Origin of the sequence: Herbaspirillum sp. 1130 (genome assembly GCF_017833835.1) — a bacterium.
Taxonomy (GTDB): Bacteria; Pseudomonadota; Gammaproteobacteria; order Burkholderiales; family Burkholderiaceae_D; genus Herbaspirillum; species Herbaspirillum huttiense.
The window spans coordinates 57,876-82,580 of the sequence record NZ_JAFICQ010000006.1 but is presented as its reverse complement, the minus strand read 5'-3'; the positions used below and the strand labels follow the sequence as shown (position 1 = coordinate 82,580).

The 24,705-nt window shown below is 64.7% G+C and carries 23 protein-coding genes; 14 read left to right on the top strand and 9 right to left on the bottom strand.

Features of this window, described 5'->3' with window-relative positions:
- The first annotated feature begins 22 nt into the window (after positions 1–22).
- On the top strand, positions 23–505 hold the full coding sequence (locus tag JOD78_RS24585; protein ID WP_039783793.1) for a tRNA (cytidine(34)-2'-O)-methyltransferase: 483 nt from the start codon (positions 23–25) through the stop codon (positions 503–505).
- A gap of 61 nt (positions 506–566) precedes the next feature.
- Here the strand turns inward: JOD78_RS24585 and JOD78_RS24580 are convergent, their stop codons facing one another.
- The 4 genes from JOD78_RS24580 to JOD78_RS24565 all read right to left on the bottom strand — a co-directional run bounded on the left by JOD78_RS24580 (position 567) and on the right by JOD78_RS24565 (position 4,517).
- A complete protein-coding gene (locus tag JOD78_RS24580) occupies positions 567–1,361 on the bottom strand; it encodes an ABC transporter ATP-binding protein (RefSeq protein ID WP_034331301.1) in 795 nt (264 codons plus the stop codon).
- A 1-nt stretch (position 1,362) separates the two neighbouring features.
- Complete coding sequence (locus tag JOD78_RS24575) at positions 1,363–2,256, bottom strand: ABC transporter permease (protein ID WP_034331299.1); 894 nt, start codon at positions 2,254–2,256, stop codon at positions 1,363–1,365.
- A 142-nt stretch (positions 2,257–2,398) separates the two neighbouring features.
- Entirely contained in the window at positions 2,399–3,370 is a 972-nt protein-coding gene (locus JOD78_RS24570) for an ABC transporter substrate-binding protein (protein ID WP_187697720.1), read from the bottom strand.
- 166 nt (positions 3,371–3,536) lie between these two features.
- The gene (locus JOD78_RS24565; RefSeq protein ID WP_121040504.1) at positions 3,537–4,517 is read right to left on the bottom strand and encodes an ABC transporter substrate-binding protein; all 981 of its coding nucleotides are present in this window, start codon (positions 4,515–4,517) and stop codon (positions 3,537–3,539) included.
- A 211-nt stretch (positions 4,518–4,728) separates the two neighbouring features.
- Here JOD78_RS24565 and JOD78_RS24560 point away from each other — a divergent pair, with 211 nt between their 5' ends.
- Together JOD78_RS24560 and JOD78_RS24555 are read left to right on the top strand one after the other, a co-directional pair.
- The gene (locus JOD78_RS24560) at positions 4,729–5,115 is read left to right on the top strand and encodes a DUF2946 family protein (protein ID WP_134136946.1); all 387 of its coding nucleotides are present in this window, start codon (positions 4,729–4,731) and stop codon (positions 5,113–5,115) included.
- An 88-nt stretch (positions 5,116–5,203) separates the two neighbouring features.
- Positions 5,204–5,722 (top strand): copper chaperone PCu(A)C, encoded by a 519-nt coding sequence (locus JOD78_RS24555; RefSeq protein WP_121040508.1) that lies wholly within the window; start codon positions 5,204–5,206, stop codon positions 5,720–5,722.
- A 78-nt stretch (positions 5,723–5,800) separates the two neighbouring features.
- On the opposite strand, the gene rfaE2 is transcribed toward JOD78_RS24555, so the two are convergent.
- The 4 genes from rfaE2 to JOD78_RS24535 form a co-directional block, all read right to left on the bottom strand.
- Positions 5,801–6,283 carry a D-glycero-beta-D-manno-heptose 1-phosphate adenylyltransferase gene (rfaE2, locus tag JOD78_RS24550; protein ID WP_034331294.1) on the bottom strand — a complete coding sequence of 161 codons (483 nt, stop codon included), beginning with the start codon at positions 6,281–6,283 and terminating at the stop codon, positions 5,801–5,803.
- A 124-nt stretch (positions 6,284–6,407) separates the two neighbouring features.
- The gene (locus JOD78_RS24545; RefSeq protein ID WP_034331293.1) at positions 6,408–7,262 is read right to left on the bottom strand and encodes a ferritin; all 855 of its coding nucleotides are present in this window, start codon (positions 7,260–7,262) and stop codon (positions 6,408–6,410) included.
- 137 nt (positions 7,263–7,399) lie between these two features.
- Positions 7,400–8,272, bottom strand: coding sequence for a PhaM family polyhydroxyalkanoate granule multifunctional regulatory protein (locus JOD78_RS24540; protein WP_209569346.1), 873 nt, complete (start codon positions 8,270–8,272; stop codon positions 7,400–7,402).
- A gap of 29 nt (positions 8,273–8,301) precedes the next feature.
- Complete coding sequence (locus JOD78_RS24535) at positions 8,302–9,606, bottom strand: branched-chain amino acid ABC transporter substrate-binding protein (protein ID WP_209569348.1); 1,305 nt, start codon at positions 9,604–9,606, stop codon at positions 8,302–8,304.
- A 110-nt stretch (positions 9,607–9,716) separates the two neighbouring features.
- Here JOD78_RS24535 and JOD78_RS24530 point away from each other — a divergent pair, with 110 nt between their 5' ends.
- From JOD78_RS24530 to JOD78_RS24515, 4 genes are all read left to right on the top strand, one after another.
- Entirely contained in the window at positions 9,717–10,862 is a 1,146-nt protein-coding gene (locus JOD78_RS24530) for a DUF3108 domain-containing protein (RefSeq protein WP_209569350.1), read from the top strand.
- 158 nt (positions 10,863–11,020) lie between these two features.
- Complete coding sequence (locus JOD78_RS24525) at positions 11,021–11,791, top strand: DUF3108 domain-containing protein (protein ID WP_121040516.1); 771 nt, start codon at positions 11,021–11,023, stop codon at positions 11,789–11,791.
- A 120-nt stretch (positions 11,792–11,911) separates the two neighbouring features.
- Positions 11,912–12,661, top strand: coding sequence for a 7-cyano-7-deazaguanine synthase QueC (queC, locus tag JOD78_RS24520; protein ID WP_121040518.1), 750 nt, complete (start codon positions 11,912–11,914; stop codon positions 12,659–12,661).
- Between the two features lie 38 nt (positions 12,662–12,699).
- Positions 12,700–13,887: a serine hydrolase gene (locus tag JOD78_RS24515; RefSeq protein ID WP_209569352.1), complete on the top strand. Its 1,188-nt coding sequence runs from the start codon at positions 12,700–12,702 to the stop codon at positions 13,885–13,887.
- Positions 13,888–14,050: 163 nt separating this feature from the next.
- On the opposite strand, the gene JOD78_RS24510 is transcribed toward JOD78_RS24515, so the two are convergent.
- Positions 14,051–16,366 carry a penicillin-binding protein 1A gene (locus JOD78_RS24510; protein WP_121040522.1) on the bottom strand — a complete coding sequence of 772 codons (2,316 nt, stop codon included), beginning with the start codon at positions 16,364–16,366 and terminating at the stop codon, positions 14,051–14,053.
- Between the two features lie 352 nt (positions 16,367–16,718).
- Here JOD78_RS24510 and pilM point away from each other — a divergent pair, with 352 nt between their 5' ends.
- The 7 genes from pilM (at position 16,719) to JOD78_RS24475 (ending at position 24,624) form a co-directional block, all read left to right on the top strand.
- Positions 16,719–17,618, top strand: a complete 900-nt coding sequence (gene pilM / locus JOD78_RS24505; RefSeq protein WP_134136950.1) for a pilus assembly protein PilM — start codon at positions 16,719–16,721, stop codon at positions 17,616–17,618.
- An 8-nt stretch (positions 17,619–17,626) separates the two neighbouring features.
- Complete coding sequence (locus tag JOD78_RS24500; protein ID WP_245202283.1) at positions 17,627–18,211, top strand: pilus assembly protein; 585 nt, start codon at positions 17,627–17,629, stop codon at positions 18,209–18,211.
- On the top strand, positions 18,208–18,795 hold the full coding sequence (pilO, locus tag JOD78_RS24495) for a type 4a pilus biogenesis protein PilO (RefSeq protein ID WP_204727006.1): 588 nt from the start codon (positions 18,208–18,210) through the stop codon (positions 18,793–18,795). Before JOD78_RS24500 ends, pilO begins: the two co-directional genes overlap by 4 nt.
- Positions 18,792–19,439 (top strand): hypothetical protein, encoded by a 648-nt coding sequence (locus tag JOD78_RS24490; RefSeq protein ID WP_121040528.1) that lies wholly within the window; start codon positions 18,792–18,794, stop codon positions 19,437–19,439. Before pilO ends, JOD78_RS24490 begins: the two co-directional genes overlap by 4 nt.
- Positions 19,436–21,472 (top strand): type IV pilus secretin PilQ, encoded by a 2,037-nt coding sequence (gene pilQ, locus JOD78_RS24485; protein WP_209569354.1) that lies wholly within the window; start codon positions 19,436–19,438, stop codon positions 21,470–21,472. Before JOD78_RS24490 ends, pilQ begins: the two co-directional genes overlap by 4 nt.
- 199 nt (positions 21,473–21,671) lie before the next feature.
- On the top strand, positions 21,672–23,471 hold the full coding sequence (gene aroKB / locus JOD78_RS24480; protein ID WP_209569356.1) for a 3-dehydroquinate synthase: 1,800 nt from the start codon (positions 21,672–21,674) through the stop codon (positions 23,469–23,471).
- Position 23,472: 1 nt separating this feature from the next.
- Positions 23,473–24,624 (top strand): deoxyguanosinetriphosphate triphosphohydrolase, encoded by a 1,152-nt coding sequence (locus JOD78_RS24475; protein WP_209569357.1) that lies wholly within the window; start codon positions 23,473–23,475, stop codon positions 24,622–24,624.
- Positions 24,625–24,705: the final 81 nt, after the last annotated feature.

The window sequence follows — 24,705 nt, the reverse complement described above, 5'->3', positions numbered from 1 at the left end:
CTTTACATAGCAGGAGAATTGTTTGTTCCACGTCGTCCTGGTCGAGCCGGAGATCCCTCCCAATACCGGCAACATCATCCGCCTGTGCGCCAATACCGGCGCGCAACTGCACCTGGTGGAGCCGCTCGGCTTCCCGCTCGATGACGCCAAGATGCGGCGTGCCGGGCTGGATTACCACGAATACGCCAACATGCAGGTGCACAAGGACTGGGACCAGTTCCTGGCCCATCGCCGCCAGGATCCGCAATTCGATGAGGCGCGCATGTTCGCCATGACCACGCATGGCTCCACGCCCTTTGCCGGCCTGGCCTTCCGTCCGGGCGACACCTTCGTGTTCGGCTCCGAAACGCGCGGGCTGGCGCCGGAGCGGCGTGAATCCTTCCCCACAGCACAGCGCATCCGTCTGCCGATGCGGCCGGGCAACCGCAGCATCAACCTCTCCAATACGGTGGCGGTGGTGGTGTATGAAGCCTGGCGGCAGAATGGCTATGACGGTGGCAGCTGACGACCCGCTGCGCCCATGAAAAAACGGCTCCCGAGGGAGCCGTTTTCGTTGGCAGGGCCGATCAGCCCAGCAACAGGGCGTCGTCCGAGAGCTTCTCGCCGCGCGTCTGCTCGAACATCTTGAGCAGGTCCGGCACGTCCAGTCCGGCGCGTTCGGGGCCGGAGACATCCAGCACCACGCGGCCCTGGTGCAGCATCACGGTGCGGTCGCCGTAGTCCAGCGCCTGGCGCATGCTGTGGGTCACCATCATGGTGGTCAGCTTGGCCTCGGAGACGATCTTGGCCGTCAGTTCCAGCACGAAGGCGGCCGTCTTCGGGTCCAGCGCGGCCGTGTGCTCATCCAGCAGCAGGATGCGCGAAGGCTGCAGCGAAGCCATCAACAGGCTCACCGCCTGGCGCTGGCCGCCCGAGAGCAGGCCGATGCGGTCGGTCAGACGGTTTTCGAGGCCCAGGTTGAGGATGGCCAGCTTCTCGCGGAACAGCTCGCGCATCTTGCCGCGAATGGCGAAGTTGAAGCCGCGGCGGCGTCCACGGGCCATTGCCAGCGCCATGTTCTCCTCGATGGTCAGCGCCTCGCAGGTACCGGCCATCGGGTCCTGGAACACGCGCGCCACCATGCCGGCGCGATCCCACGCCTGCTTGCGGGTGACGTCGGTGCCGTCGATTTCGATCTTGCCGGTATCGACCAGCAGGTCACCGGAGATGGCGTTGAGGAAGGTCGACTTGCCGGCGCCGTTGGAGCCGATCACGGCCACGAACTGGCCGGTCGGGATTTCCAGCGAGAGGCCGCGCAGGGCCGGGTTCTCGATGGGCGTGCCGGGATTGAAGGTGATCTTGAGATCGGTGGCTTTCAACATTTCAGGCTCCCTTTCTCAGCAGTTTCAGTTTGCGCTTGCCCATGGGCAGCACCAGCGCCAGCATCACCAGCACGGCCGTCACCAGGTTCAGGTCCTGCGCCTGCAAGCCGATGAAGTCGCTGTTGAGCGCCAGGGCAATGAAGAAGCGATACAGGATCGCGCCCAGGATCACCGCCAGCGTGGTCCACACCAGGCGGCGCGCCGGCAGGATGTTCTCGCCGATGATGACGGCAGCCAGGCCGATGACGATGGTACCGATGCCCATGGAGATGTCGGAACCGCCCTGGGTCTGTGCAAACAGGGCGCCGGCCAGGGCCACCAGGGCATTGGCCAGGGCCATGCCGGCCAGCGTCGCGCGGCCGGTGGCGATGCCTTGGGCACGCGCCATGCGGGCATTGGCACCGGTGGCGCGCATGGCCAGGCCGATCTCGGAAGAGAAGAACCAGTCCAGCAGCAGCTTGGCGCCAGTCACCACCACCAGCAGGATCAGCGGTCGGGCCACGTAGTCGGGAATCGAGCCCGGCTGCAGGATGGTGAAGATGGTCGGCTCGGAAATGAGCGGCACGTTGGGCTTGCCCATGACGCGCAGGTTGATCGAGTACAGCGCGATCATCATGAGGATACTGGCCAGCAGGTCCATGATCTTCAGGCGCACGTTCAGCCAGGCGGTGATGAAACCGGCCAGCGCACCGGCCAGCAGCGCGACGAAGGTGGCGAGGAAGGGATTGAAACCGGCTGCGATCATGGTGGCGGCCACGGCACCGCCCAGCGGGAAGCTGCCGTCGACGGTCAGGTCAGGGAACACCAGGATGCGGAAGGAAATCAGCACGCCGAGGGCCACCAGACTGAAGATCAGGCCGATCTCCAGGGCGCCCAGGAGGGTATACAGCGACATAAAAAGGACTTTCTAAAAAAAACACATTCGGCACGGCGCGGTACGCCAATGCCGAATGTCTTCTGCGTGGCGCCGGCGCTGCACGGGTGGTGCGGCGCCGGCGGTGCATGGCCGACGAATCAGACTGCGGTCATGCTCAGTTTCAGTTGAGGACCTTGGTGGCCGACTTCAAAAACTCCGGCGACAGGGTCACGCCCTGCTTCTGCGCCGCCGAGGTATTGACGTACAGCTCAAGATTCTTGACCGGCGACGAAGCGATCTCGCCGGCCTTCTCGCCCTTCAGGATACGGGCCACGACCTTGCCGGTCTGGCGGCCCATGTCGTAGAAGTTCACGCCCAGGGCGGCCACGGCACCGCGCTTGACGCTGCCGGTGTCGGAGGCGATCAGCGGGATCTTGGCATCGTTGCAGACCTTGGCCAGCGACTCGAAGACCGAGACCACGTTGTTGTCGGTGGTGGTGTACATCACGTCGATCTTGCCGATCAGGCTCTTGGCGGCCGGGGCCACGTCCACCGAACGAGGCGCGGCGGCTTCCACCAGGGTCAGGCCGGCTTTCTGCAGCTCGCCCTTGAGGTTGTTCAGGGCCGACACGGAATTGGCTTCGCCCGGATTGTAAACCACGCCCACCCGCTTGGCCTCGGGCACCACGCGCTTGATGACCTCGACCTGCTTGACCGGGTCCAGCATGTGCGACAGGCCCGTCACGTTGGTGCCGGACGGCTTCCAGTCCTTGACCAGCTGTGCGGCCATGGGATCGGCGATGGCCGAGTAGACGATGGGGATGCTCTTGGTCGCGGCCACCATCGGCTGCGCCGAGGGGGTGCCGATGGCCACGATCACGTCGGGGTTGTCACCCACGAACTTCTTGGCGATCTGGCCGGCCGTACCGGCATTGGCCTGGGCGCTCTGGAAATCCCACTTCAGATTCTTGCCGGGCTCGAAGCCTTCGGCGATCAGTTCATCCTTGGTACCGTCCCGCACGGCGTCCAGCGCCGGGTGTTCGACGAAGGAGGTGATGGCCACCACCTTCTCGGCGGCCAGGGCCGACGCGCAGATGGCGCTCAGGGCGAGCGCGCCGGCGATGGCGCGCAATGACTTCGATACTGCAAACATGGTCCTCTCCTCGTTCATGGTGGTCAGGCCTCGGCGTTCCTCTCGACCGGGCCCGTTATGCGTATGGGCAGATCTTGCTGCGTTGTTGCGGTGTTGCGTTGTTGCGTTGTTGCGGCCAGATACGGAAGATCCCGCATGGCAGCGGGATCTTCAGGCGATACCTGGTTTATTGCTTGATGACGGTCTTGGCCGAGTTCACCAGTTCCGGCGACAGGGTCACGCCCTGCTTCTGGGCGGCGGCGGTGTTGACGAACAGTTCAAGCTTGCTGCTGGTGGCCGAGGCGATGTCGCCCGGCTTTTCACCCTTGAGGATGCGGCCGACCACCTTGCCGGTCTGGCGGCCCAGGTCATAGTAGTTCACGCCCAGGGCAGCGATGGCGCCGCGCTTGACGCTGTCGGTGTCGGAGGCCACCAGCGGGATCTTGGCGTCGTTGCCGACCTTGACCAGCGCTTCATAGGCCGACACCACGTTGTTGTCGGTGTTGGTGTAGATCACGTCGACCTTGCCGATCAGGCTCTTGGCGGCCGAACCGACGTCCACCGAACGGGGTGCGGCGGCTTCCACCAGGGTCATGTTGGACTTGGCCAGCAGTTCCTTCAGGGCCTTGACCACCACGGCGGAGTTGGCTTCGCCCGGGTTGTAGACCATGCCCACGCGCTTGGCGTTGGGGACCACGCGCTTGATCAGGTCGATTTGCTTGTCCAGTTCCAGCAGGTCGGACACGCCGGTGACGTTGGTGCCGGAGGCTTTCCAGTCCTTCACCAGTTGGGCTGCGACCGGATCGGTCACGCCGGAATAAACCACCGGGATGCTCTTGGTGGCCGATACCAGCGCTTGGGCCGAGGGGGTGGCGATGGCCACGATGACGTCGGGCTTGTCGCCGACGAACTTGCGCGCGATCTGGGCGGCGGTGCCGGTGTTGCCCTGGGCGCTCTGGTATTCCCACTTCAGGTTCTTGCCGGCTTCAAAGCCTTCTTCCTTCAGCTCGTCCTTCACGCCGTCACGCACGGCGTCCAGGGCCGGGTGTTCGACGATGGCGGTCACGGCGACCGATTTGTCGGCAGCCATGGCCGGGGCTGCGCAGACGGCAGCCAGGGACAGGGCGGCGACCATCGCGCGCAGTGTCAGCTTGTTGGTGTAGGACATGCAGTCTCCCTTGGAAAAATGTGAACGAAAACCCAAAAACCCGAAAAGACGCTAAGTCTAGCCTAGCGCCTGTCAACAATCAATTTGCATGAAGGCCCGCCGCCGCCCGCGCTGGCAGGCGGGCCGGGCGGCTCGCATTGCAGGATATCCCCTGATCGGGATCAAGCAGCGCACCGGGCAAAAAAGAAGACGGGCGCTATAATCAGGCCCCATGTCTTCCCGCCTGCGCCCCTCCCCCACACGACTTGCCTTGCGCCGCCCCTGGCTGCGCCTGCAGGTGTGGACCAGCCTGGCGCTGCTGCTGGCGATGGTGGCCGCGCCCTGGTGGCAGCAGGCCGCCGCGCGCACCCTGCGGGACAGTCCGGCCATGGCCATCTGCAGCGTGGGCGGCGGCGCTTCCGGCAATGCACCTGCGCATCTGGCGGCCAGCCATTGCCCGCTCTGTTGCGGCACACAGGCGGCCACGCCGGCACCGGACTCTTCCTTCGATACCACGGTCCTGCCGGGCATCGGCTATCCGCTGGCCGGCGCCGCGCTACGCCTGCGTCCGCTCAGCCTGGCACCGGGTTCGCCGCGGGCCCGTGCGCCACCGGCCTGAACCCGCCGTTCCCCGGGCCTTTGCGCCCACCCATGCAGGCCGCGCGCCCGCATTCCAGACATGAACAAGACAACCAGGAATCACTGATATGAAGCATTTCGTCCAAAAGCTGGCCACCTTGGCCATCACCTCCGCCCTGCTGGCTGCCGCCCCGCTGTCACAGGCCCATGAATACAAGCTGGGCCAGCTGGAAATCGGCCATCCCTACGCCCGCGCGACGGTTCCCGGCCAGCCGGCCGCCGGTGCCTACGTGAGCATCGAGAACAAGGGCAGCGCACCGGATCGCCTGGTGGGCGTGTCCTCGCCGGTGGCCAAGTCGGGTGAAATCCACACCATGGCCATGGAAGGCAACGTCATGAAGATGCGCGAAGTCGAGGGCGGCCTGGAAGTCAAACCCGGCCAGAAGATCACCATGCAGCCGGGCAATGGCTACCACATCATGTTGATGGGCCTGTCCAAGCCGCTGCAGGCGGGTGAGAAGGTGCCGGCCACGCTGACCTTCGAGAAGGCCGGCAAGGTCGACGTGACCTTCAACGTCGAGGACCGCAATGCGGCAGCGGCGGGCAAGGACGACATGAAGGACATGAAGGGCCACACGCACCACTGACCCACCGGGCAGCCTGAAACGGCAAGGCCGGCAGCGAGCGATGCTCCTGCCGGCCTTGTCGTTTGCAGCCTGACGCGATCAGCCAGCCAGCTTGCGCACCTTGGCCAGCAGCTTGGTGGTGGAGCGGTCATGCTCGAAGGCAATCGACAGCACCTGGCCGCCATAGGCCGCCACGGCCTGGCCTTCGGGGATGGCGTGCATGTCGTAGTCGCCGCCCTTGACGTAGATCTCCGGACGCGCCTGCTGCACGGCTTCCAGCGCCGTGTCTTCATCGAAGGGGACTACCAGCGACACCGATTCCAGCGCCGCCAGTACCGCCATGCGGTCTTCGCAGGTGTTGATCGGACGGTCATCGCCCTTGCCCAGGCGCTTGACGGAGGCATCGGTATTGGCTGCCACCACCAGCGACGCACCCTGGGCGCGGGCCTGCGCCAGGTAGGTCACGTGGCCGCGATGCAGGATGTCGAAGACGCCATTGGTCATCACCACCGGCTTGGGCAATTGCGCTACGCGCTGCTGGAGTTCGTCGCGGGTGCAGAGTTTGGATTCGAAGTCGGCCATGTTGATCGGGATCGGTTCGGGTGAGCGGGTGATTGATTGCTGATTGCAGGATGAAAAAAGCCGCAACCTGGGTTGCGGCTTTCGTGATTGTACTGCCTTGCTGCCTGTGAAGGATTTTTCCCTGTCAGGCGGCCGCCGTACCCGGCGGCAGGATGCGCTGGGTCACTTCCTTGCGGTAGCGGTTCAGTTCCTGGACGTTGCTGAAGGTACGTTCAAACAGCAGCGACATGTTGTGCAGGATGCGGTCCACGACCTTCTTTTCCCACTCGCCGTCGAACTTGATCTGGTTGTCCAGCCAGCGTTCCAGCCATTCCGGATCCGGCAGGCGGCTCTGGACGGTGTCGTTGGGGAACAGCGCCTGGTTCACGTGCAGGTTGGTCGGGTGCAGCGGCTTTTCAGTGCGGCGCGCCGAGGCCATCAACACGCCGATCTTGGCGAAGGCGGCACGGGCCTTGTCGCCCACTTCGTTCAGAGCCTTCTTCATGTAGCGCAGGTAGGCGCCGCCGTGGCGGGCTTCGTCCTGGCTGATGATCTTGTAGATCTGCTTGATGACCGGCTCGGTGTGCCAGTCGGCGGCACAGCGATACCAGTGGTTCAGGCGGATCTCGCCGCAGAAGTGCAGCATCAGGGTTTCCAGCGGCGGGGCGGGATCGAACTCGAAGCGCACGTTGTGCAGCTCTTCTTCGGTCGGGCACAGGTCCGGGCGGAAGCGGCGCAGGTATTCCATCAGCACCAGCGAGTGCTTCTGTTCCTCGAAGAACCATACCGACATGAATGCCGAGAAATCGCTGTCCCCGCGATTGTCGCGCAGGAACATCTCGGTAGCCGGCAGCGCCGACCATTCCGTGATGGCGTTCATGCGGATGGTCTGCGCCTGTTCGTCGGTGAGCAAGGAAGCGTCGAACTTGTCCCAGGGAATATCCTTATCCATATTCCAACGGACCTGCTCTAGCGATTTGAACAATTCTGGGTACAGCATCTCAGTATGTGCCTATATGCGTTAAGTGTTTGATTTTAACAAGATTTTCCCGATCCATACTAAAACGGTCAGGTTTCAGCAATATGACAGAGGCCCGGCGCGGCTGCGCCCGGGGCCAGGCTCTGCCATGGCGAGGATCAGGGGGAATTTGGCTTGCGGGAGGCTGGCTTCTTGTTTTGCCGGGATTGTACAACAGCCGTCCGGGCGGGCGCGCTCGTATTTTCCGCACGCTTGGGCGCTTTCTTGACCGGTGGCTTCTTCGGGGCCGTCTTGGCTCCCTTGGCCGGCTTGGGAGCGCCAGCGGGCTTGGCTTTGGCGCCTGCCTTGGGCTTGGGGGCAACTGTCTTATTTTCGCTACGCTTGGGGGCCTTCTCGGGCTTGGGCGGCTTGGCGGGCTTCAACAGCGGCTCCTGCTCAGCCAGGCCACCGGCCAGGGCGTTGCCGACGGCGTGCTTGAATTGCTCCTGCAACACATTCCACCAGGCATTGGGATTGGCGATGGCGGACTGGAAGTCCGGGGCCGGCGGGACGCTACCCTCGGCTTCTGCAGCGGGCCCGGCATCGGCCCGCGGCGCGGCGGCTTGCTCCTCTGCAACTTCAGGCACGGAAGCAGGCTCTTCCTCTTCTTCAGGCGTTTCTTCGGGCTGGGCGCCTGCTCCCGGCCACATCGGGAAACCGAAGGGGAAAGCCGGGGCCGCGCTGCCCTCTTCCTCCGCCGGGGCCTCGGCCTGGGGCGTGCCGCGCGACGCCATGATCTCGCTCATGGCCTGCAGGGTGGAGAGCGTGGCGCTCTGCACTTCCAGGGTCTGGATGGTGGCCTTGAGCATGTTCAGGTTCAGCTCCAGCCAGGAGGCCACGGTCTTCAGGTCGCTGATCTTCTTGTTGATGTCCTCCACCGACAGCGAAGGCGTGGCCATGGCGGGGGCGCCCATGCTGCTCCACATCTTCTTCATGAAATCGATGGTATCGGCTACCGAGCCTGCGCCCGGCATCTGCTCATGGTTCAACATTGATCGCTCCTCTTGTTGTGGTGTCGTGCTCAGCGTGGCGGGCGCTGCATCCGGCAGGTGCTCGGCAGTGCGGTCTGCTCGGCCGGGATGAAGCGCTCGGTACGGAATCCGAAGCCGCTGCCCTCATTGTCGAAGCGGATGCCGCCGCTGTCGGCGCGCTGCATCTGCATCAGGTAGAGCGGCTGGATCAGCTGGTGATCCTCGGCCCGCAAGGTGGCCTCGTGGAAGGCGCTCTGATAATGCGCGCCTTCCAATGCATATGCAACCGCCTTGGGATCGGTGCTCCTGGCTTTCTCGATGGCCTTGACCAGCATGTCGATCATCACCTGCATGCGCAGGTAGAGGTAATCATCCTTGGGCTGCGGGTAGCGCTTGCGGAATTCCTGGTAGTAGGCGTCACTGGGCGAGCCCGGATTGCCGCCCGCATTGGGATGCCATTCCGCCACCGCGCGCACCACGCCCACACCCGCGTCCCCAATGGCCGCCGGCGCGCCCAGGCTGTTGGCATAGAAGGTGTAGAACTTGGCCTTGAAGCCGGCATCGCGTGCGGCCTTCACCAGCAGCGTCAGGTCATTGCCCCAGTTGCCGGTGATGACGGCGTCGGCCCCGGCGCTGCGCATCTTGGCGATGTAGGGCGCGAAATCCTTGATCTTGCCGATGGGATGCAGCTCGTCGCCGACGATGGCGATATCGGGCCGCTTGGCCGTGATCTGCTCGCGCGCGGCCTTGGCGACCTGGCGGCCGAAGCTGTAGTCCTGGCCGATCAGGTAGACCTTCTTGGTCGCCGGATCAGCCTTGATGGCTTCGGTCAGGGCCTGCATACGCATGTCGGCACTGGCATCGAAACGGAAATGCCAGAAGCTGCATTTCTCGTTGGTCAGCGTGGGATCGACCGCCGAATAATTCAGGAACAGCACGCGCCGGTCGGGCTCGCGCTGGTTGTGCTTGTTGACCGCATCGATCAAGGCCGCAGCCACGGCCGAGCTGTTGCCTTCGATCAGGAAGGGAATGCGCTCGTCCGTCAACTGGCGGAACTGCACCAGCGAGTCTTCCACGCCCAGCTTGTTGTCGAAGGTGGAGAACTGCAGCAGGTGCTTGCCATCGGGCAGATTCACGCCGCCGCGCGCATTGACGCGCTCGATGGCGTAGCTGATGTTGCGCACCACCGCTTCACCGGCATTGGCGAAAGGACCGGAGAGGCCATCGATCATGCCGATGCGCACCGGCGGCAAGGGTGCGGCAACGCTGGAAACCGGGGTGGACAAGGCGGCCAGCGCCAGCAGGGCGGCCGGGAACATGCGCAGGGGCGGGCGGGAAGACAGGGACAGGTTCATCGATTCTGCAAGAGACGGCGGCAAAACCCGCATTGTACGTTGTTTGAAATGGCCCTCCTTTGCCCTGCGCCCCCACGACGCTGATTGCATGATCCGATACACTGGCGGGCATGATCGAAGTTTCCCGTCCCACCCGGCGCTGGCCGCGCCTGTTGATCCTGATTGCATCGAGCCTGGCACTGCACGCCGCGCTGGTGGACTGGGGCCGGCGCCAGATCGTGATGCCGGGCCGGACGCAGGAACAGGCCATCACGGTGGAACTGCGCCCGGTGCCGCCGCCGGAGCAGCCGGTGGCACTGCCGACACCCAAGCCGGTACCACCGAAGACGGCCAAACCGTCCACTCCCGCCAGTCGCCCGGCTCCACAGCCACGGCGCGCACCCGAGCCCTCCGTCGAACCGCCAGACGAGCCTATCCGCGAGACCGTGGAACGCATCACCACGCCTGCCCCGGAAGCGACGCAAACGGCCGCAGCGCCCTCCCCTGCGGAAACTGCGGGCCCGGCCTCGCCAGGCAGCGGGCCGGGCAGCGGCACCGCCAGCACCGCAACCGGCAGCGGCGATGCGCCCGAGGCCGCCACCGGCAAGCAATACCAGACCAGCGCCCCGCCCAGCGTGCTGCTGGAATACGACGTCACCGGCACCAAGGACCAGCAGCCGGCCTACGGCCGCGGCAGCATCGCCTGGCACAACGAGGGCGATCACTACAAGGTGGAAGGCAAGGCCAAGGCGCTGTTCTTCACGCTTCTCAATTTCACCAGCGTGGGCGAGCTTGATGCCTGGGGCGTCTCGCCCGAGCTCTATACGGAACAGAAGGGCTTCAAGTCGGCCACCAACACCCACTTCAACCGCGAACGCAACGTCGTCAGCTTTTCCGCCTCCACCACCAGCTACCCGCGCCGGGGCGGCGAGCAGGACCGCGCCAGCCTGATCTGGCAACTGGCCGCCATCGGCCGGGGCGATCCGGGCCAGCTCCAGCCGGGCGCAGTGATCGACCTGTTCGTGGCCGGCGTGCGCGATGGCGAAATCTGGCGCGTGCAGGTGTTGGGCCAGGAAAGCCTGACGCTGCCCGTCGGCACGGTCCAGACCTGGCACGTGGTGCGCCAGCCCAAGCCCGGCTCCTATGACGACCGCGTCGATATCTGGCTGGCCCCGCAGCATGAGTGGTATCCGGTGCGGGTGCGCTATACCGACCTGCGGCCCAATGGCGACTACACCCAACTGGACCTGTCGGGCCTCAAACCGGTGGACCAGTAAGACCAGATCCTGCAAGCCCTGTCAAAATCGGAAACAATTGCGCACAATTACGCGCCCGGAAGGCAGAACCGCCCCCCGGCATTTTGGTCGTATTCCTTCATATGGCTCGGCATTGCCTCATCGCCGAGCCCCACAGAGACCAACACGAAGAGCTCGCCATGACATTTCTTTCATATCGCCTCAAAACCACCCTCGCTGCGCTGCCGCTGGCCGCCCTGATCGCCAGCGCGCCCGCCCTGGCCGCCGACGGTCCGCATCCGGTGGACAAGCGCCCCTTCAACCTGCCGCCTTCGGCCGAGCTGCATTACGCCATCACCGCCAAGCAAAGCGGCCTCGATCTGAAGGGGGAAGGCCTGGTCAAGTGGACGCAGAGCAAGACCGCCTACAGCGTCAACACCGAAACCCGCGCCATGCTGCTGGGCAAGATCCTGGAAACCAGCAGTGAGGGCGGCATCGACGCCTACGGCCTGGCTCCGTCGCGTTTTGTCGAAAAGCGCCTGCGCCGCGAACCGACCACCACCACCTTCAATCGCGAACAGAACAAGATCACCTTCACCGAATCGGCCGAGAGCTTCCCGCTGCAGGGGGGCGAGCAGGACCGCACCGGCATCACCTGGCAGTTCGTGGCGATTGCCCGCGCCAATGCCGCCAAGATGAAGCCGGGTTCGGAGTGGAATTTCTTCGTGGCCGGTCCGCGTGATGCCGAGCAGTGGACCTTCAAGGTGGTGGGCCGCGAAAAGATCAAGACCGCCCAGGGCGAGACCGAAGCGCTGCACCTGTTCCGCAATCCGCCCCCGGACGACCAGGCCCAGAAACTCGACATCTGGCTGGCACCGAAGATGGAGTGGTATCCGGTGCGCCTGAAGTTCACCGATCCCAATGGCGACTATATCGAGCAGGTGCTGGATTCGGTCAAGAAAACCAACTAAGCTTGCCGCTATTGCAGGCGCGGGGCCAGGCCGGCAGCGATGCCGCCTGGCCCCGCGTGCGTTTTTCGCCCCCATCACGCGCCTGATTCCCCCGATTCCGATTACTTGTTGAGCCCGACCATGTCCGCCAATCCCGCCACTCCCGCCATCGCCCCGACCCTCAGCACCCAGAGCGCCCTGGTGCTCTTCTCCGGCGGACAGGATTCCACCACTTGCCTGGCCTGGGCGCTGTCCCGCTATCAACGGGTGGAGACCATCGGCTTCGACTACGGCCAGCGCCATGCCATCGAACTGGAAGTGCGTCCGGCCCTGCTGGAAAAGATGAAAGCCTTCTCGCCCGCATGGCAAGCACGCCTGGGCGAGGATCACATGATCGACCTGTCGCTGATCGGCAAGATTTCCGACACGGCCTTGACACGCGATGTCGCCATCGCCATGCAGGACAACGGCCTGCCCAATACCTTCGTGCCCGGCCGCAACCTGCTGTTCATGACCGTGGCCGCCACGCTGGCTTATCGCCGTGGCTTGAACGTGCTGGTCGGCGGCATGTGCGAGACCGATTTTTCCGGTTATCCCGATTGCCGCGACGACACCATGAAGGCGCTGCAAGTGGCGCTCAACCTGGGCATGGCCACGCAACTGAAGGTGGAAACCCCGCTGATGTGGATCGACAAGGCCGAGACCTGGTCCCTGGCCGAATCGCTGGGCGGCACCGCGCTGGTGGACCTGATCCGCGCCGACACCCACACCTGCTACCTGGGCGAACGCGGCCAGCTGCATGACTGGGGCCATGGCTGCGGCAAGTGCCCGGCCTGCGAACTGCGCGCCCGTGGCTATCAACAGTACGCGGTACGCAAAAGCGCCGGGTAATCGGGCACAATAGGCTCACCATTCCAAGAGCGAGCCTCATGCCCCAAGCCCGCACCACCCTTCTGCTCGCCCGCAGCGCCGCCGCCTTGCTGGTGCTGCTGGCCAGCGCCGAGATCGGCCGCCGCATCGCCGACCTGCCCAGCCTGCCCGCGCTGGTCGACCTGCAATTCGACCTGACCCCGCGCAGTCAGAGCTTCAAGGTATTCGAGGACAACCCGATTGCACGATCCTCGCATCCACAGCCGCTGCCCACCGCGCTGCGCCCGCTCAACATTGATGTGCCCTGGAAAGACGGCAAGCGCCTGCCGCTGATCGATTTCATCAAGGGCACGGCGGCGCACGCCTTTGTGGTGATCCAGGATGGCAGCGTGGTCTATGAGCGCTACATCGATGGCTACGATGCCAATTCGCGCTTCACTTCCTTCTCGGTGGCCAAGTCCTTCGTCTCGGCGCTGACCGGTGTGGCGCTGAAACAGGGCAAGATCCGATCGCTCAATGATCCCATTGGCCGCTATCTGAAACCCGATGAGATTTCCTCGGCTTACGCCAACATCACCATCGGCCAGTTGCTGGACATGCGCTCCGGCATCGATGTCGATGAAAACTACGGCGGTTCGCTCGCCTCGCCGGTGGTGCGCATGTTCGTCAGCACCGACCTGCAGCGTTTCATCGCCCGCCGCAGTGGTTTGCGCTTTGCACCGGGTTCTCGCTTCGAATATCGCAGCGTCGATACGCTGATCCTGTCGCGGGTGCTGGCGCGCGCCACCGGCATGCGCCTCTCCGACTTCGCCCAGCAGGCGCTGTGGGAGCCGCTGGGCATGGAGCAGGATGCCAGCTGGAGCGTGGACAGCCGCCAGCATGGCGTGGAGAAGGCCTTCTGCTGCCTCAATACCACGGCGCGCGACTTCTCCCGCCTCGGTTTGCTCTATCTGCATGGCGGCCGCATCGGCGAGCAACAGATCGTCAGCCCGGCCTGGGCCGCCGAGCCACGCCAGCCGGTCAACAACGGCAATGCGCTGGATTATCGCGATGGCTGGTGGATCCCGCCGGGCAATGCCAATGACCGCGACTTCTCGGCTATCGGCGTGTTCGGCCAGTACATCTACGTCAACCCGGCCACGCGCACGGTCATCGTCAAACTCAGCGACTACGGCACGGAGCAGGATGAAGTGCTGACCATGCTGGCCATGCGCAGCATCAGTCATGTGGTGTCGGGCAAGGAGTAAGCTGGCCTGCCGCATACCGATGGCCATGAAAAAACCGCCTGTCTTGCAACAGACGGTTTTCGTTTGAAGCAGCGATCAACGGAAAAAATTTAAATGATATAAATCGTTTATATTTTTTGATCCGTTCATCGAAAATCAGAAATCAGAAATCAGAAATCAGAAATCAGAACAGCTCGTTCTTCATCTGCGTCTTGGCTTTTTCTTCTTCCGGCGTCAGTCCACCGCGATCGCCCATGCCCAGGTCACGCACCATGGCGCTGGGCGGGAACTCGGCATAGTAGTACTCGCCGCCCGCTTCGATCACGCCATCCGGCACCTTGCGATCCACGTTGGGCACATCCTTGAGCGCCTTGGACATGTAGCTGATCCACACCGGCAGGGCCAGGCCGCCACCGGTTTCGCGGTCGCCCAGGCTCTTGGGCTGGTCATAGCCAATCCACGCAATCGCGGTCAGGCCCGGTTGATAGCCGGCGAACCAGGCATCCATGGAATCGTTGGTGGTACCGGTCTTGCCGGCCAGGTCGGTACGCTTCAGCGACAAGGCCTTGACGGCGGTGCCATGGCGCACCACGTCGCGCAGCATGCTGTCCATGATGAAGGCATTGCGTGCATCGATGACGCGATTGGATTCATCCTCGGCAGTAGCCGGCTTGGCCTGCGAGAGGACTTCGCCGTTGCTGTCGGTGACCTTGGTGATCAGGTAGGGATTGATCTTGTAGCCGCCGTTGGCAAACACCGAATACGCGCCCACCATCTGCAGCGGCGTGACGTTGCCCGCGCCCAGCGCCAGGGTCAGGTAGGGCGGGTTCTTGTCGGCATCGAAACCGAAGCGGGTGATGTATTCCTGCGCATACTTCACGCCGACGCGCTCCAGGATGCGGATGGACACCAGGTTGATCGACTTCTGCAAGGCGCGGCGCATCGAGATCGGGCCTTCGAACTTGCCACCGTAGTTCTTCGGCTGCCACACCTGGCCGCCGGTCTGGGTGAAGGTCAGCGGCGCATCATTGATGATGGTGGCCGGCGACAGGCCCTTTTCCAGCGACGACGAATAGATGAAGGGCTTGAACGACGAACCCGGCTGGCGCCACGCCTGCGTGACGTGGTTGAACTTGTTGCGGTTGAAGTCGAAGCCGCCGACCAGCGAGCGGATCGCACCATCGCGCGAGTTCACCGAGACGAAGGCCGATTCCACTTCCGGCATCTGGGTGATGATCCAGCTGTTGCCATCCTGGAACACGCGGATGATGGCGCCACGGCGGATCTTTTTCTGCGGCGGTGCCTTGTCCGACAGCAGGTTGGCACCGAAGCCCAGGCCGGCACCGGAGATGCTGATCTCTTCGCCGGTCGAGAGCATGGCGGTGATTTCCTTGGGCTTGGCCTCCAGCACCACGGCGGCGACCATGTCGTCACTGTCGGGATGGTCGGCCAGTTCCACTTCAACCGCATCTTCCACCACTTCCTTGGTGGCCTTCTCCGGCAGCTCCATGTAGCCTTCCGGACCGCGATAGCCATGGCGGCGCTCATAGTCGATGATGCCGCGGCGCAGGGCGATGTAGGCGGCGTCCTGGTCAGCCTTGGTGATGGTGGTGAAGACGTTCAGGCCGCGCGTGTAGGTCTCGTCCTTGTATTGCGCATAGACCAGCTGGCGCGCCATTTCGGCCACGTATTCGGCATGCATGCCGAAGGCCGAGCTGTCGCCCTTGACGCGCAGCTCCTCATCCTTGGCTTCCTGATATTGGGCATCGGTGATGTAGCCCAGCTGGCGCATGCGCAAGAGAATGTACTGCTGGCGCGCATGCGCGCGCTTGGGATTGACCACCGGGTTGTAGGCCGAGGGGGCCTTGGGCAGGCCGGCCAGCATGGCTGCTTCGGCGATGGTGAGGTCCTTCAGTTGCTTGCCAAAATAGATCTGGGCGGCCGAGGCGAAGCCATAGGCGCGCTGGCCCAGATAGATCTGGTTCATGTAGACCTCAAGGATCTGGTCCTTGGTGAGGTTGTTCTCGATCTTCCAGGCCAGCGGGATCTCGTAGAAGAACTTGCGCGTGGCCTTCTGCAGGAAGGTCGGCTCGTTGCTGGTCAGGAAGAAGTTGCGCGCCACCTGCTGCGTGATGGTGGAAGCACCGCCGCCGCCGCCGGACAGGTTGGAGAAGGTAGCGCGGGCGATACCTTGGTAGTCGACACCGCCGTGTTCGTAGAAACGGTCATCCTCGATGGCCAGCACGGCCTTCTTCATGATGTCCGGGATGTCCTTGAAGTGGACCAGGTTGCGGCGCTCCTCGCCGAATTCGCCGATCAGCACGCCATCGGCGGAGAAGATGCGCAGCGGGATCTTGGGGCGATAGTCGGTCAGCGTATCGAGGTCGGGCAGCTTGGGATAGGTCAGGGCGACGATGAAGGTCACGCCCAACAGCACCATCACCACCAGGCCCAGCACGGTACCGAACAAACCCAGAAGGATGCGCAGCGACCAGTGCATGCGCTTGCGGGGCGCTTTTTCTGCGGGGGCATCCGCCGATGCCGGTTTGGGTTGATCGCCGCCGTTGGAAGATGAAGACATTCGAATTAAGCGTTAAAGCAGGCCGAAGCTGCAGGCCAGAGCCGGAGTGGAAGAAACAAGCCCGCATTATAGCGGCTCGCCCTGAGCCGCCGCGCGGCCGGGTGTTGCAAATAGACCAAAGGGCAGGAGGCCGGTTCCGGAGTGAGAGCGGGGAAGTGCGGCATTGGGCGCAAATTGCTGCAAATTGACGGGCATTCCTCAAGTTTCAGCGATTCCCGCCTGGCCGCGCAGACCGGAGAATCCGGGGTTTCCCTCCGCATGAGAACGGCATATGACAGGCTTACCCCTCTTTTTCGGCCTCGGCACCCCGCGCCTGTGCGCAGGCCTCGACATCGCGACCGACCGTGTGCGGCTGGCGCTGCTGCGCCGTAGCGGTCGCCGCGCGCAGTTATTGAAGCTGACGCAGCGGCTCACCGGCGGAGTGATCTGCCGGGACGGACAGATCACCGACTTCGAGGCCTTGACCCTGATCTGCCGCTCCCTGCTGGACGAGGCCGGCTGCCAGGGCGCCACCCTGGCGCTGGCGGTCCCGGTGCAAGGCCTCACCGGACGCCGACTCGTGCTGCCGGCTGACAGCCACCCGGTACAACGCTGGCGGCAAGTGCAATCCGAACTCGCGGCCCACGGCATCGGCGCTGACGATCACGCCATGGACTACCGTGAACTGGGTCCGCCGCCGGGCTCGCCCTCGGACCAGCAGGTACTGGCGGTGGCCGCCTCCCGGCTCATCATCGAAGACCGCCTGTCGCTGGCTGCAGCGGTGGGCCGGCCGCTGGTCACCCTGGCACCGGAAGACCTGTGCCTGGCCGCCTGGCTGCGCGACGACCGGCTTCCCGGCGAGACCGCCGTGCTGCGCCTGGATCGCAGCGCCCGCTGGCTGCTGCACGGCGAGGGTCCCAGCCACGCCTTGCCGGAGGTCAGCGCCCGCGGCGGGCACCTGGCCCTGCTGGCGCATGCCGCGCCCTTGCTGAAACCCCTGCCGCGTCGCCTGCTCCTGAGTGGCGACCATCCGGCTCTCGGCACGATTGCCCGCGCCTTCGTCAAGTACGCGGGGCTGGAGGCCCGGGTGGCCGCGCCTCCCTCCTCGCTGGTGCTGACGCCGCAGATCGCGGCGCTGATGCCGCCGGACTACCAGCTGGCACTGGCCCTGGCCTGGGAGGGACTGGCATGAGATGCGACATGGATTTCTCTCAGTCACCGGCACAGCGGCGGCGCACGCGGGAACGGAATTTCTATCGGGTGCTGGTCTTCTTCCTGCTGCTGGGCATCGCGCTGGCGGCCTTCCCCGGCTGGCGCGTTTCCTTGCACACGGCCTCACTGGAAAAAGCCAATGTGCTGTTGACCGGCGAGTTGCATACCCTGGCCCCCCAGGCCAGGCAAACGGCCGAGTTGCGCAGCCAGATCGCCGCGCTGGAAAAGCAGATCACGGCACACCAGCAGCTCGGCAAACGCCGCCAGCAGTCGGCGCAATTGCTGCGGGCTGCCGCCCGAGCGGCGCAGGCAAGCGCGGGCAAGATCCGCCTGCACCGCCTGTTGCTGCAAGGCGATCGCGGCGAATTGCGCGGCCAGGCGGCCAGCGCGCAGGAAGTCCGCGACTTTACCGCCGCGCTGGGTGCTGCCGGCCTGGAGGGGGCCACCCTGCATGACCTGCACGTCGAAGACGGTGCCTATGCCTTCATCCTGGCCATCCCCCTGCCGGCCTTGCAGACGGGCACGTCCCCCGCGCCCGCCCCCGCAACCGCAGCCAAGGTGGCCGCACCGTGAACCAGTCGCGCTGGCAGACCCATCCCGCGCACTGGCCGTTGCTGCCCCGGCTGGCCTTGTGTTTGCTGGCCCTGCTGGCGTGTGCAGGCAGTGGCCTGCTGCTGGCCGTGAGCGAACTGGATGAGGCACGGCGGTCCGCGCGCCAGCGACAGCAGGATCTGCGCGTGCAATACCAGGCGGCATTGACCCAGCAGGCGCAACTGCCTGCCCTGCAATCACGTGAACGGGCGCTGGCGGTACAACTGACCGCGCAGCAGAGCCAGTTGTGGCCGACCGATCAGCTGCAGCCGGAGCTGCTGCAAGCCAAGCTGGCCCGCCGCGCCAGTGAATGCGGGCTGACGCTGTCCTCCTTCAAGCCATTGAGCGGCAAGCTGGCCGCGGCCATCGTGCTGCGCGGCAGCCATGCCGGCCTGCTGCGCTTTGTGGAACTGGTCAGCAGCCTGCCCTTGCCGGTGATGGTCGAGCGGCTCGATGTCAATGTCGTCGAACAGGACGGGCAAAGCGAGTTGCAGATGAATGCCTCCGTGAGCGCACTGGTGACGGCGAGCCTGTCCGGCACCGGGACGAAGGAGAGCGCGCCATGAGCCCGCTCTGGCTGGCAGCGCTGCCGGTCTTGCTGGCGGGGCTGGTGATGGGCGCAATGATGGCGCTCGACCATCCCGATGAAGTCCACGCCACGCGGATGTGGATCACGCAGGTCCGGCCCTCTTCCACCCTGCCCCTTCCTGCTGCCGCCCTCTCCGACGCGGCGACGGAAGACAGCCTCCCCGGCGAGGACAGCGAGTTGCCCGATCCCTTCCAGCTCGGCGCGCTTGCGCCCGCCAGTCCGACGCGACCGGCCGCCTCACGGGTTCGCGCGCAAGATGAGGAGGATGAAGAAAACAATCCGGTCCAACCCGCAGCCCCAACTGCTCCGCTTCCGACGCCCGTCCTGCGCCTGCTGGGTACGCTGCGCCGTGATCAGGAGTGGATCGCCATCGCTGAACTGGAGGGCAGCACCAGGCAGTTGCAAACCGGGGATACGCTGCCTGGCGGCCTCGGACGTGTCCTGGCGGTACGCGAAGACGCCCTCGACATCGGCCAGGACGACGCTGCTCGACAGACCATTGCCATGGCCGCCCTCCCCGCTGCCGGCCCGATGCCCCTCGCCCCTGCGCGCAAGGTCCCGGCGCGAACTTCCCAGCGCCACACACGTCGCCGCCTGATCCGTCCCGGAATGTCGCCATGAAAATGATCCTGTTCCTGCTGGCCCTGCTGGCGAACCACGTTGCCTTGGCGGAAAACCGCCTGCTGGCCATCCACCTCCATCCCCGTGCAGACGGTACGACCCTGGAACTGCAGTTGCAGGCTCCGGTGGACCCTGCACTGGTCCAGAACTTCCTGTTGATCGAGCCACCGCAACTGGTCCTCGACCTGCCCCGGAGCACGGCGGCGGCAACGCTCGCACGGTCCCTGAGCGGCAGCGGCCTGGTCAAGCGCATCCAGCTGGCCGAGGATGATGAACGCCTGCGCCTGCAGGTGATGCTCAAGCACGCCGCCATCTATCAACTGCGCACCGAAGAAGTGCGCCTGCTGGTGGACCTGACGCTGCAGCCGCCCTCCGATCCCGTTGCGCTGCAAGCGATCGACTTGCGCCGCGGCCCACAGGGCGAGGCGCACCTGGCAGTGGACATGGGCAGCCACGCACATACCGTGCAGGTACGCCAGCTGGGCGGACGCCTGATCGCCGACATCGCCGGTGCGACCGTCCCGCTGGCCCTGCGGCGGCTGGTCGAGACCGGACAGATGGGCACGCCGGTCCTGCAATACCGTGCTTACGGCCATCAGGACGGCGCGCGTCTGGTCCTGGAGATGCAGGGCCAGTGGCGCTACCAGGCCTATCAGAGCAAACGCCGGCTGATGATCGATGTCCTGCCGGTCAAATCGGCTCTGCCCGGGATTGCGGCGGCCGGCTTGCAGGAAGGCAAGACCTACGGCGGCCCCCGGCTGTCGCTGAACTTCCAGAACATCGAGGTGCGTACCGCCCTGCAAGTGCTGGCCGAGCACAGCGGCGTCAACATCGTGGCCAGCGATACGGTCACGGGCCAGCTGAGCCTGCGCCTGAAGGACCTGCCCTGGGAGCAGGTGCTGGACCTGATCCTGCAGGCCCGGGGGCTGGAAATGCGCCGCCATGGCGAAGTGCTGTGGATCGCGCCGCGCGACGAGATGCTGGCGCGCGAGCGACTGGAGCTGGAGCAGAAAGCCATGATCGCCGACCTCGAACCCTTGCACGCCGAGAGCTTCCAGCTCAATTACCAGCGCGCCGACACCCTGCGCAAGGCGCTGGGCATCGGCGAAGACGGCAGCACCCAGGCCAATCGCCGCAATGCCCTGCTGTCGCGCCGGGGCAGCGCCATGATCGACAGCCACACCAACCAGTTGCTGGTCACCGACACGCTGGCCGTGCTGGCCAATGTACGCAAGCTGATCGAGCGCATCGACGTGGCCTCGCGCCAGGTGCTCATCGAAGCCCGCATCGTCGAGGCCGACGACAGCTTTTCGCGCAATCTCGGCATCAAGCTGGGACTGGCCGCCACCACACGCGGTGCCGCCGTCGGCAACGGCTATGCGGCCATCGCTGAACAGAGTGGCCAGACGCCGGCCACACCCGATCTCACCCTGCGCGAACCGGCCCTGAACCTGCGCGCCGACGGTCTCAGCGGCGCAGCCCCGGGCAGCTTCGCCTTCACCCTCTTCAATGCCGCTGCCCGGCGCTTCCTCAACGTCGAACTCTCGGCACTGGAAGCCGACGGGCGCGGCAAGATCGTCTCCAGCCCGCGCCTGATCACGGCCGACCAGCAGGCAGCGCTGATCGAGCAGGGCGAAGAAATTCCCTACCAGCAATCTGCCGGCAATGGCAGCACCGCTACCGCCTTCAAGAAGGCCAACCTCAAGCTGGAGGTCACGCCCCAGATCACCCCGGACGGCAACGTGATCCTCGACGTGGACGTCAACAAGGACAGCCGGGGCAGCGTCACGCCGGGCGGGCTGGCCATCAACACCAAGCACATCAAGACCAAGGTCCAGGTCGAGGATGGCGGCACGGTGGTCATCGGCGGCATCTACACCCAGACCGACAACGACCACGAGACGCGGGTACCGCTGCTGGGCGACCTCCCGGTACTGGGGGCGCTGTTTCGCAGCCAGAGCAAGGTGCGGGACAAGACCGAGCTGCTGATCTTCCTGACCCCGCGCATCGTCGCCGGGCCGCGCCCGTATTGAGCCGGAAGGCCCCGGCCACGGGATTTTTCCCCGGTGGCGGGCCAAAGAACGGTAAAATCGCTGTTCCAGGCCCGCTGCGCCGGGCGCAAGCCCGCCAGCGGCGGGCAACACAGCCGTCCACCGGGCGGCAGGCGACCGTGCCGGCAGACGTGCGGCGCCATGACATTGGCCAGTAGCGCAAAGCGCAGAATTCTTAGATATGACGGGAAGCATTTTCCTTGTCGGCCTGATGGGAGCCGGCAAGACCACCATAGGCCGGGCCCTGGCCAAAAAGCTGAACAAGCGCTTCGTCGATTCGGACCACGAGATCGAAGCGCGGACCGGTGCCACCATCCCGGTGATCTTCGAGATCGAGGGCGAGGAGAACTTCCGTCGCCGCGAAGCCGAGATCATCCGCGAGCTCGCGGCCCAGCCCGACATCGTGCTGGCCACCGGCGGCGGCGCCGTCCTGCGTGCCGAGAATCGCGAGAACCTCAAGAAGGGCGGCACCGTCGTCTACCTGCGCGCCAGCATCAACCAGATCCTGCAACGTACCGGCCGCGACAAGAACCGCCCGCTGCTGCAGACCGCCGATCCGCGCCGCAAGCTCGAAGAGCTGTCGCGCCAGCGCGATCCGCTGTATCGCGAAGTGGCCGATTTCGTGGTCGAGACCAACCGGCCCAACGTGCAATTCCTGGTGCAGACCATCATCAGCCATCTGGAACTCTCGCCCAAGGACGGTTCCTGGCTGACCGAACCGGAACCTGACGAAACCGTCGTATTCGAGAGTCACAGCGCGGTCCTGACGCAAGGCGCGGACGGCAGCACCACGCTGTCCCGCAGTCATTCCACCCAGATCTTCCATGGTGCCGCCAGCACCGAACCGAATCTTCGCAGCATGAACCAGAACATCGCTCCCGCCGCTACCACGATTGCCTCGCTGACCCTCAACGTCGACCTGGGCGAACGCAGCTATCCCATCCACATCGGCCGCGGCCTGCTGGATGACGCCACGCTTTTGCCGCAATACGTCAAGGGCAAGCGCGTGGCCATCGTCACCAATGACAAGGTCGGTCCGCTCTACCTCGACAAGGTGGCGCAAGCGCTGCGCGCGGCCGGCAAGCAGGTCACCGAGATCGTGCTGCCCGACGGCGAGGAAGAGAAGAACTGGGCCAGCCTGATGAAGATCTTCGATCGTCTGCTGGCCGACAAGTGCGACCGCAAGACCACCCTCATCGCCCTGGGCGGCGGCGTGATCGGCGACCTGACCGGCTTTGCGGCGGCCTCCTACATGCGCGGCGTGCCCTTCGTCCAAGTGCCCACGACCTTGCTGTCGCAGGTGGATTCCTCGGTGGGCGGCAAGACCGGCATCAACCATCCGCTCGGCAAGAACATGATCGGCGCCTTCTACCAGCCGCAGGCCGTCATCGCCGATACCGCCACCCTGCACACCCTGCCCCCGCGCGAACTGGCGGCGGGCATTGCAGAAGTCATCAAGCACGGTGCCATCATCGACGCGCCCTTCTTCGACTGGATCGAAACCAATATGGCGCGCCTGGTCTCCAAGGATGACGCCGCCCTGGCCTATGCGATCCAGCGCTCCTGCGAGATCAAGGCCGAGGTGGTGCGCCAGGACGAACGCGAAGGTGGCCTGCGCGCCATCCTCAACTTCGGCCACACCTTCGGCCATGCGATCGAGAATGGCCTGGGCTACGGCCAGTGGCTGCATGGCGAGGCCGTCGGTTGCGGCATGGTGATGGCGGCCGATTTGTCGCAGCGCCTGGGCTATATCGATGGCGCCACGCGCGAGCGCATCCGCGCCGTGACCGCCGCGGCCGGCCTGCCGACGGTGGCTCCGAATCTGGGCACCGAACGCTGGCTGGACCTGATGGAAGTGGACAAGAAAAACGAAGGCGGTGCGATCAAGTTCATCCTGATCAAGCCGCTGGGCAGTCCCCTGATTACCAACGCGCCGCAGGAACTGCTCTTGCAAACCCTGGCGGCCTGCACCGGAGAATGACATGCACACTGAAGCGCCCGACCATCTCGCCCCCTATGCCGCCCACTCGGCAAGTTCGCGAGGCCGGCGCTTCAGTGAAACGCCACCGGGCTCGCGCAGCGAATTCCAGCGCGACCGTGACCGCATCGTCCACTCCACCGCCTTCCGCCGTCTCGAATACAAGACGCAGGTCTTCGTCAATCATGAAGGCGACCTGTTCCGCACCCGCCTGACCCACAGCATCGAAGTCGCCCAGATCGCCCGCTCCTGCGCGCGCAACCTGCAACTGAACGAAGACCTGGTGGAAGCCATCTCGCTGGCCCACGACCTCGGCCACACGCCCTTCGGCCATGCCGGGCAGGACGAGCTCAACCACTGCATGAAGCATCACGGCGGCTTCGAACACAACCTGCAGAGCCTGCGCGTGGTCGATGAGCTGGAGCAGCACTACGCTGCCTTCGATGGCCTCAATCTCACCTTCGAGACGCGCGAAGGCATCCTCAAGCACTGCTCCCTGCACAATGCGCGCCAGCTGGGCGAGATCGGCGTGCGCTTCCTGGAAAAGAAGCAGCCCTCGCTGGAAGCGCAGCTGGCCAACCTGGCCGATGAGATCGCCTACAACAATCACGACATCGACGATGGCCTGCGCTCCGGACTGTTGACCATGGAGCTGATGAGCGAAGTCGATTTCTTCGCACGCCATCTGCGCGAAGTCGAACAGGCGTATCTCGGCATCACCGGACGCCGCGTCATCCATGAGACCGTGCGCCGCATGATCAATGCGCTCATCGTCGACCTGAACCAGACCTCGCGCAGCCGCATCGCCGAGATCGCCCCGCGCGACATCGAGGATGTGCGCAATGCGCCGCAGCTCATCGCCTTCTCCGATGCGATGGCCGCCGAAGCCGCGATACTGAAAAAATTCCTGCGCGAGAAGCTCTACCGCCACTATCAGGTCAATCGCATGACGGCCAAGGCACGCCGCATCATCGCCGAGATGTTCCAAGCTTTCATCGGCCAACCCAGCCTGCTGCCGCCGGACTATCAGGTCAAGGGCATCACGGATGAAACCCAACGTCTAGACAAGCAGGCGCGCAAAGTCGCCGACTACATCGCCGGCATGACCGATCGCTATGCCATTCGCGAGCATCGGCGCTTGTTCGTGATGGAGTGAGGATTGATGGAGCGGGTGCAACGCCCGCGTTGAACGCCGCGTATCGATACGCGGCGTTTTCATTCAGCGCATCCGTGCGCC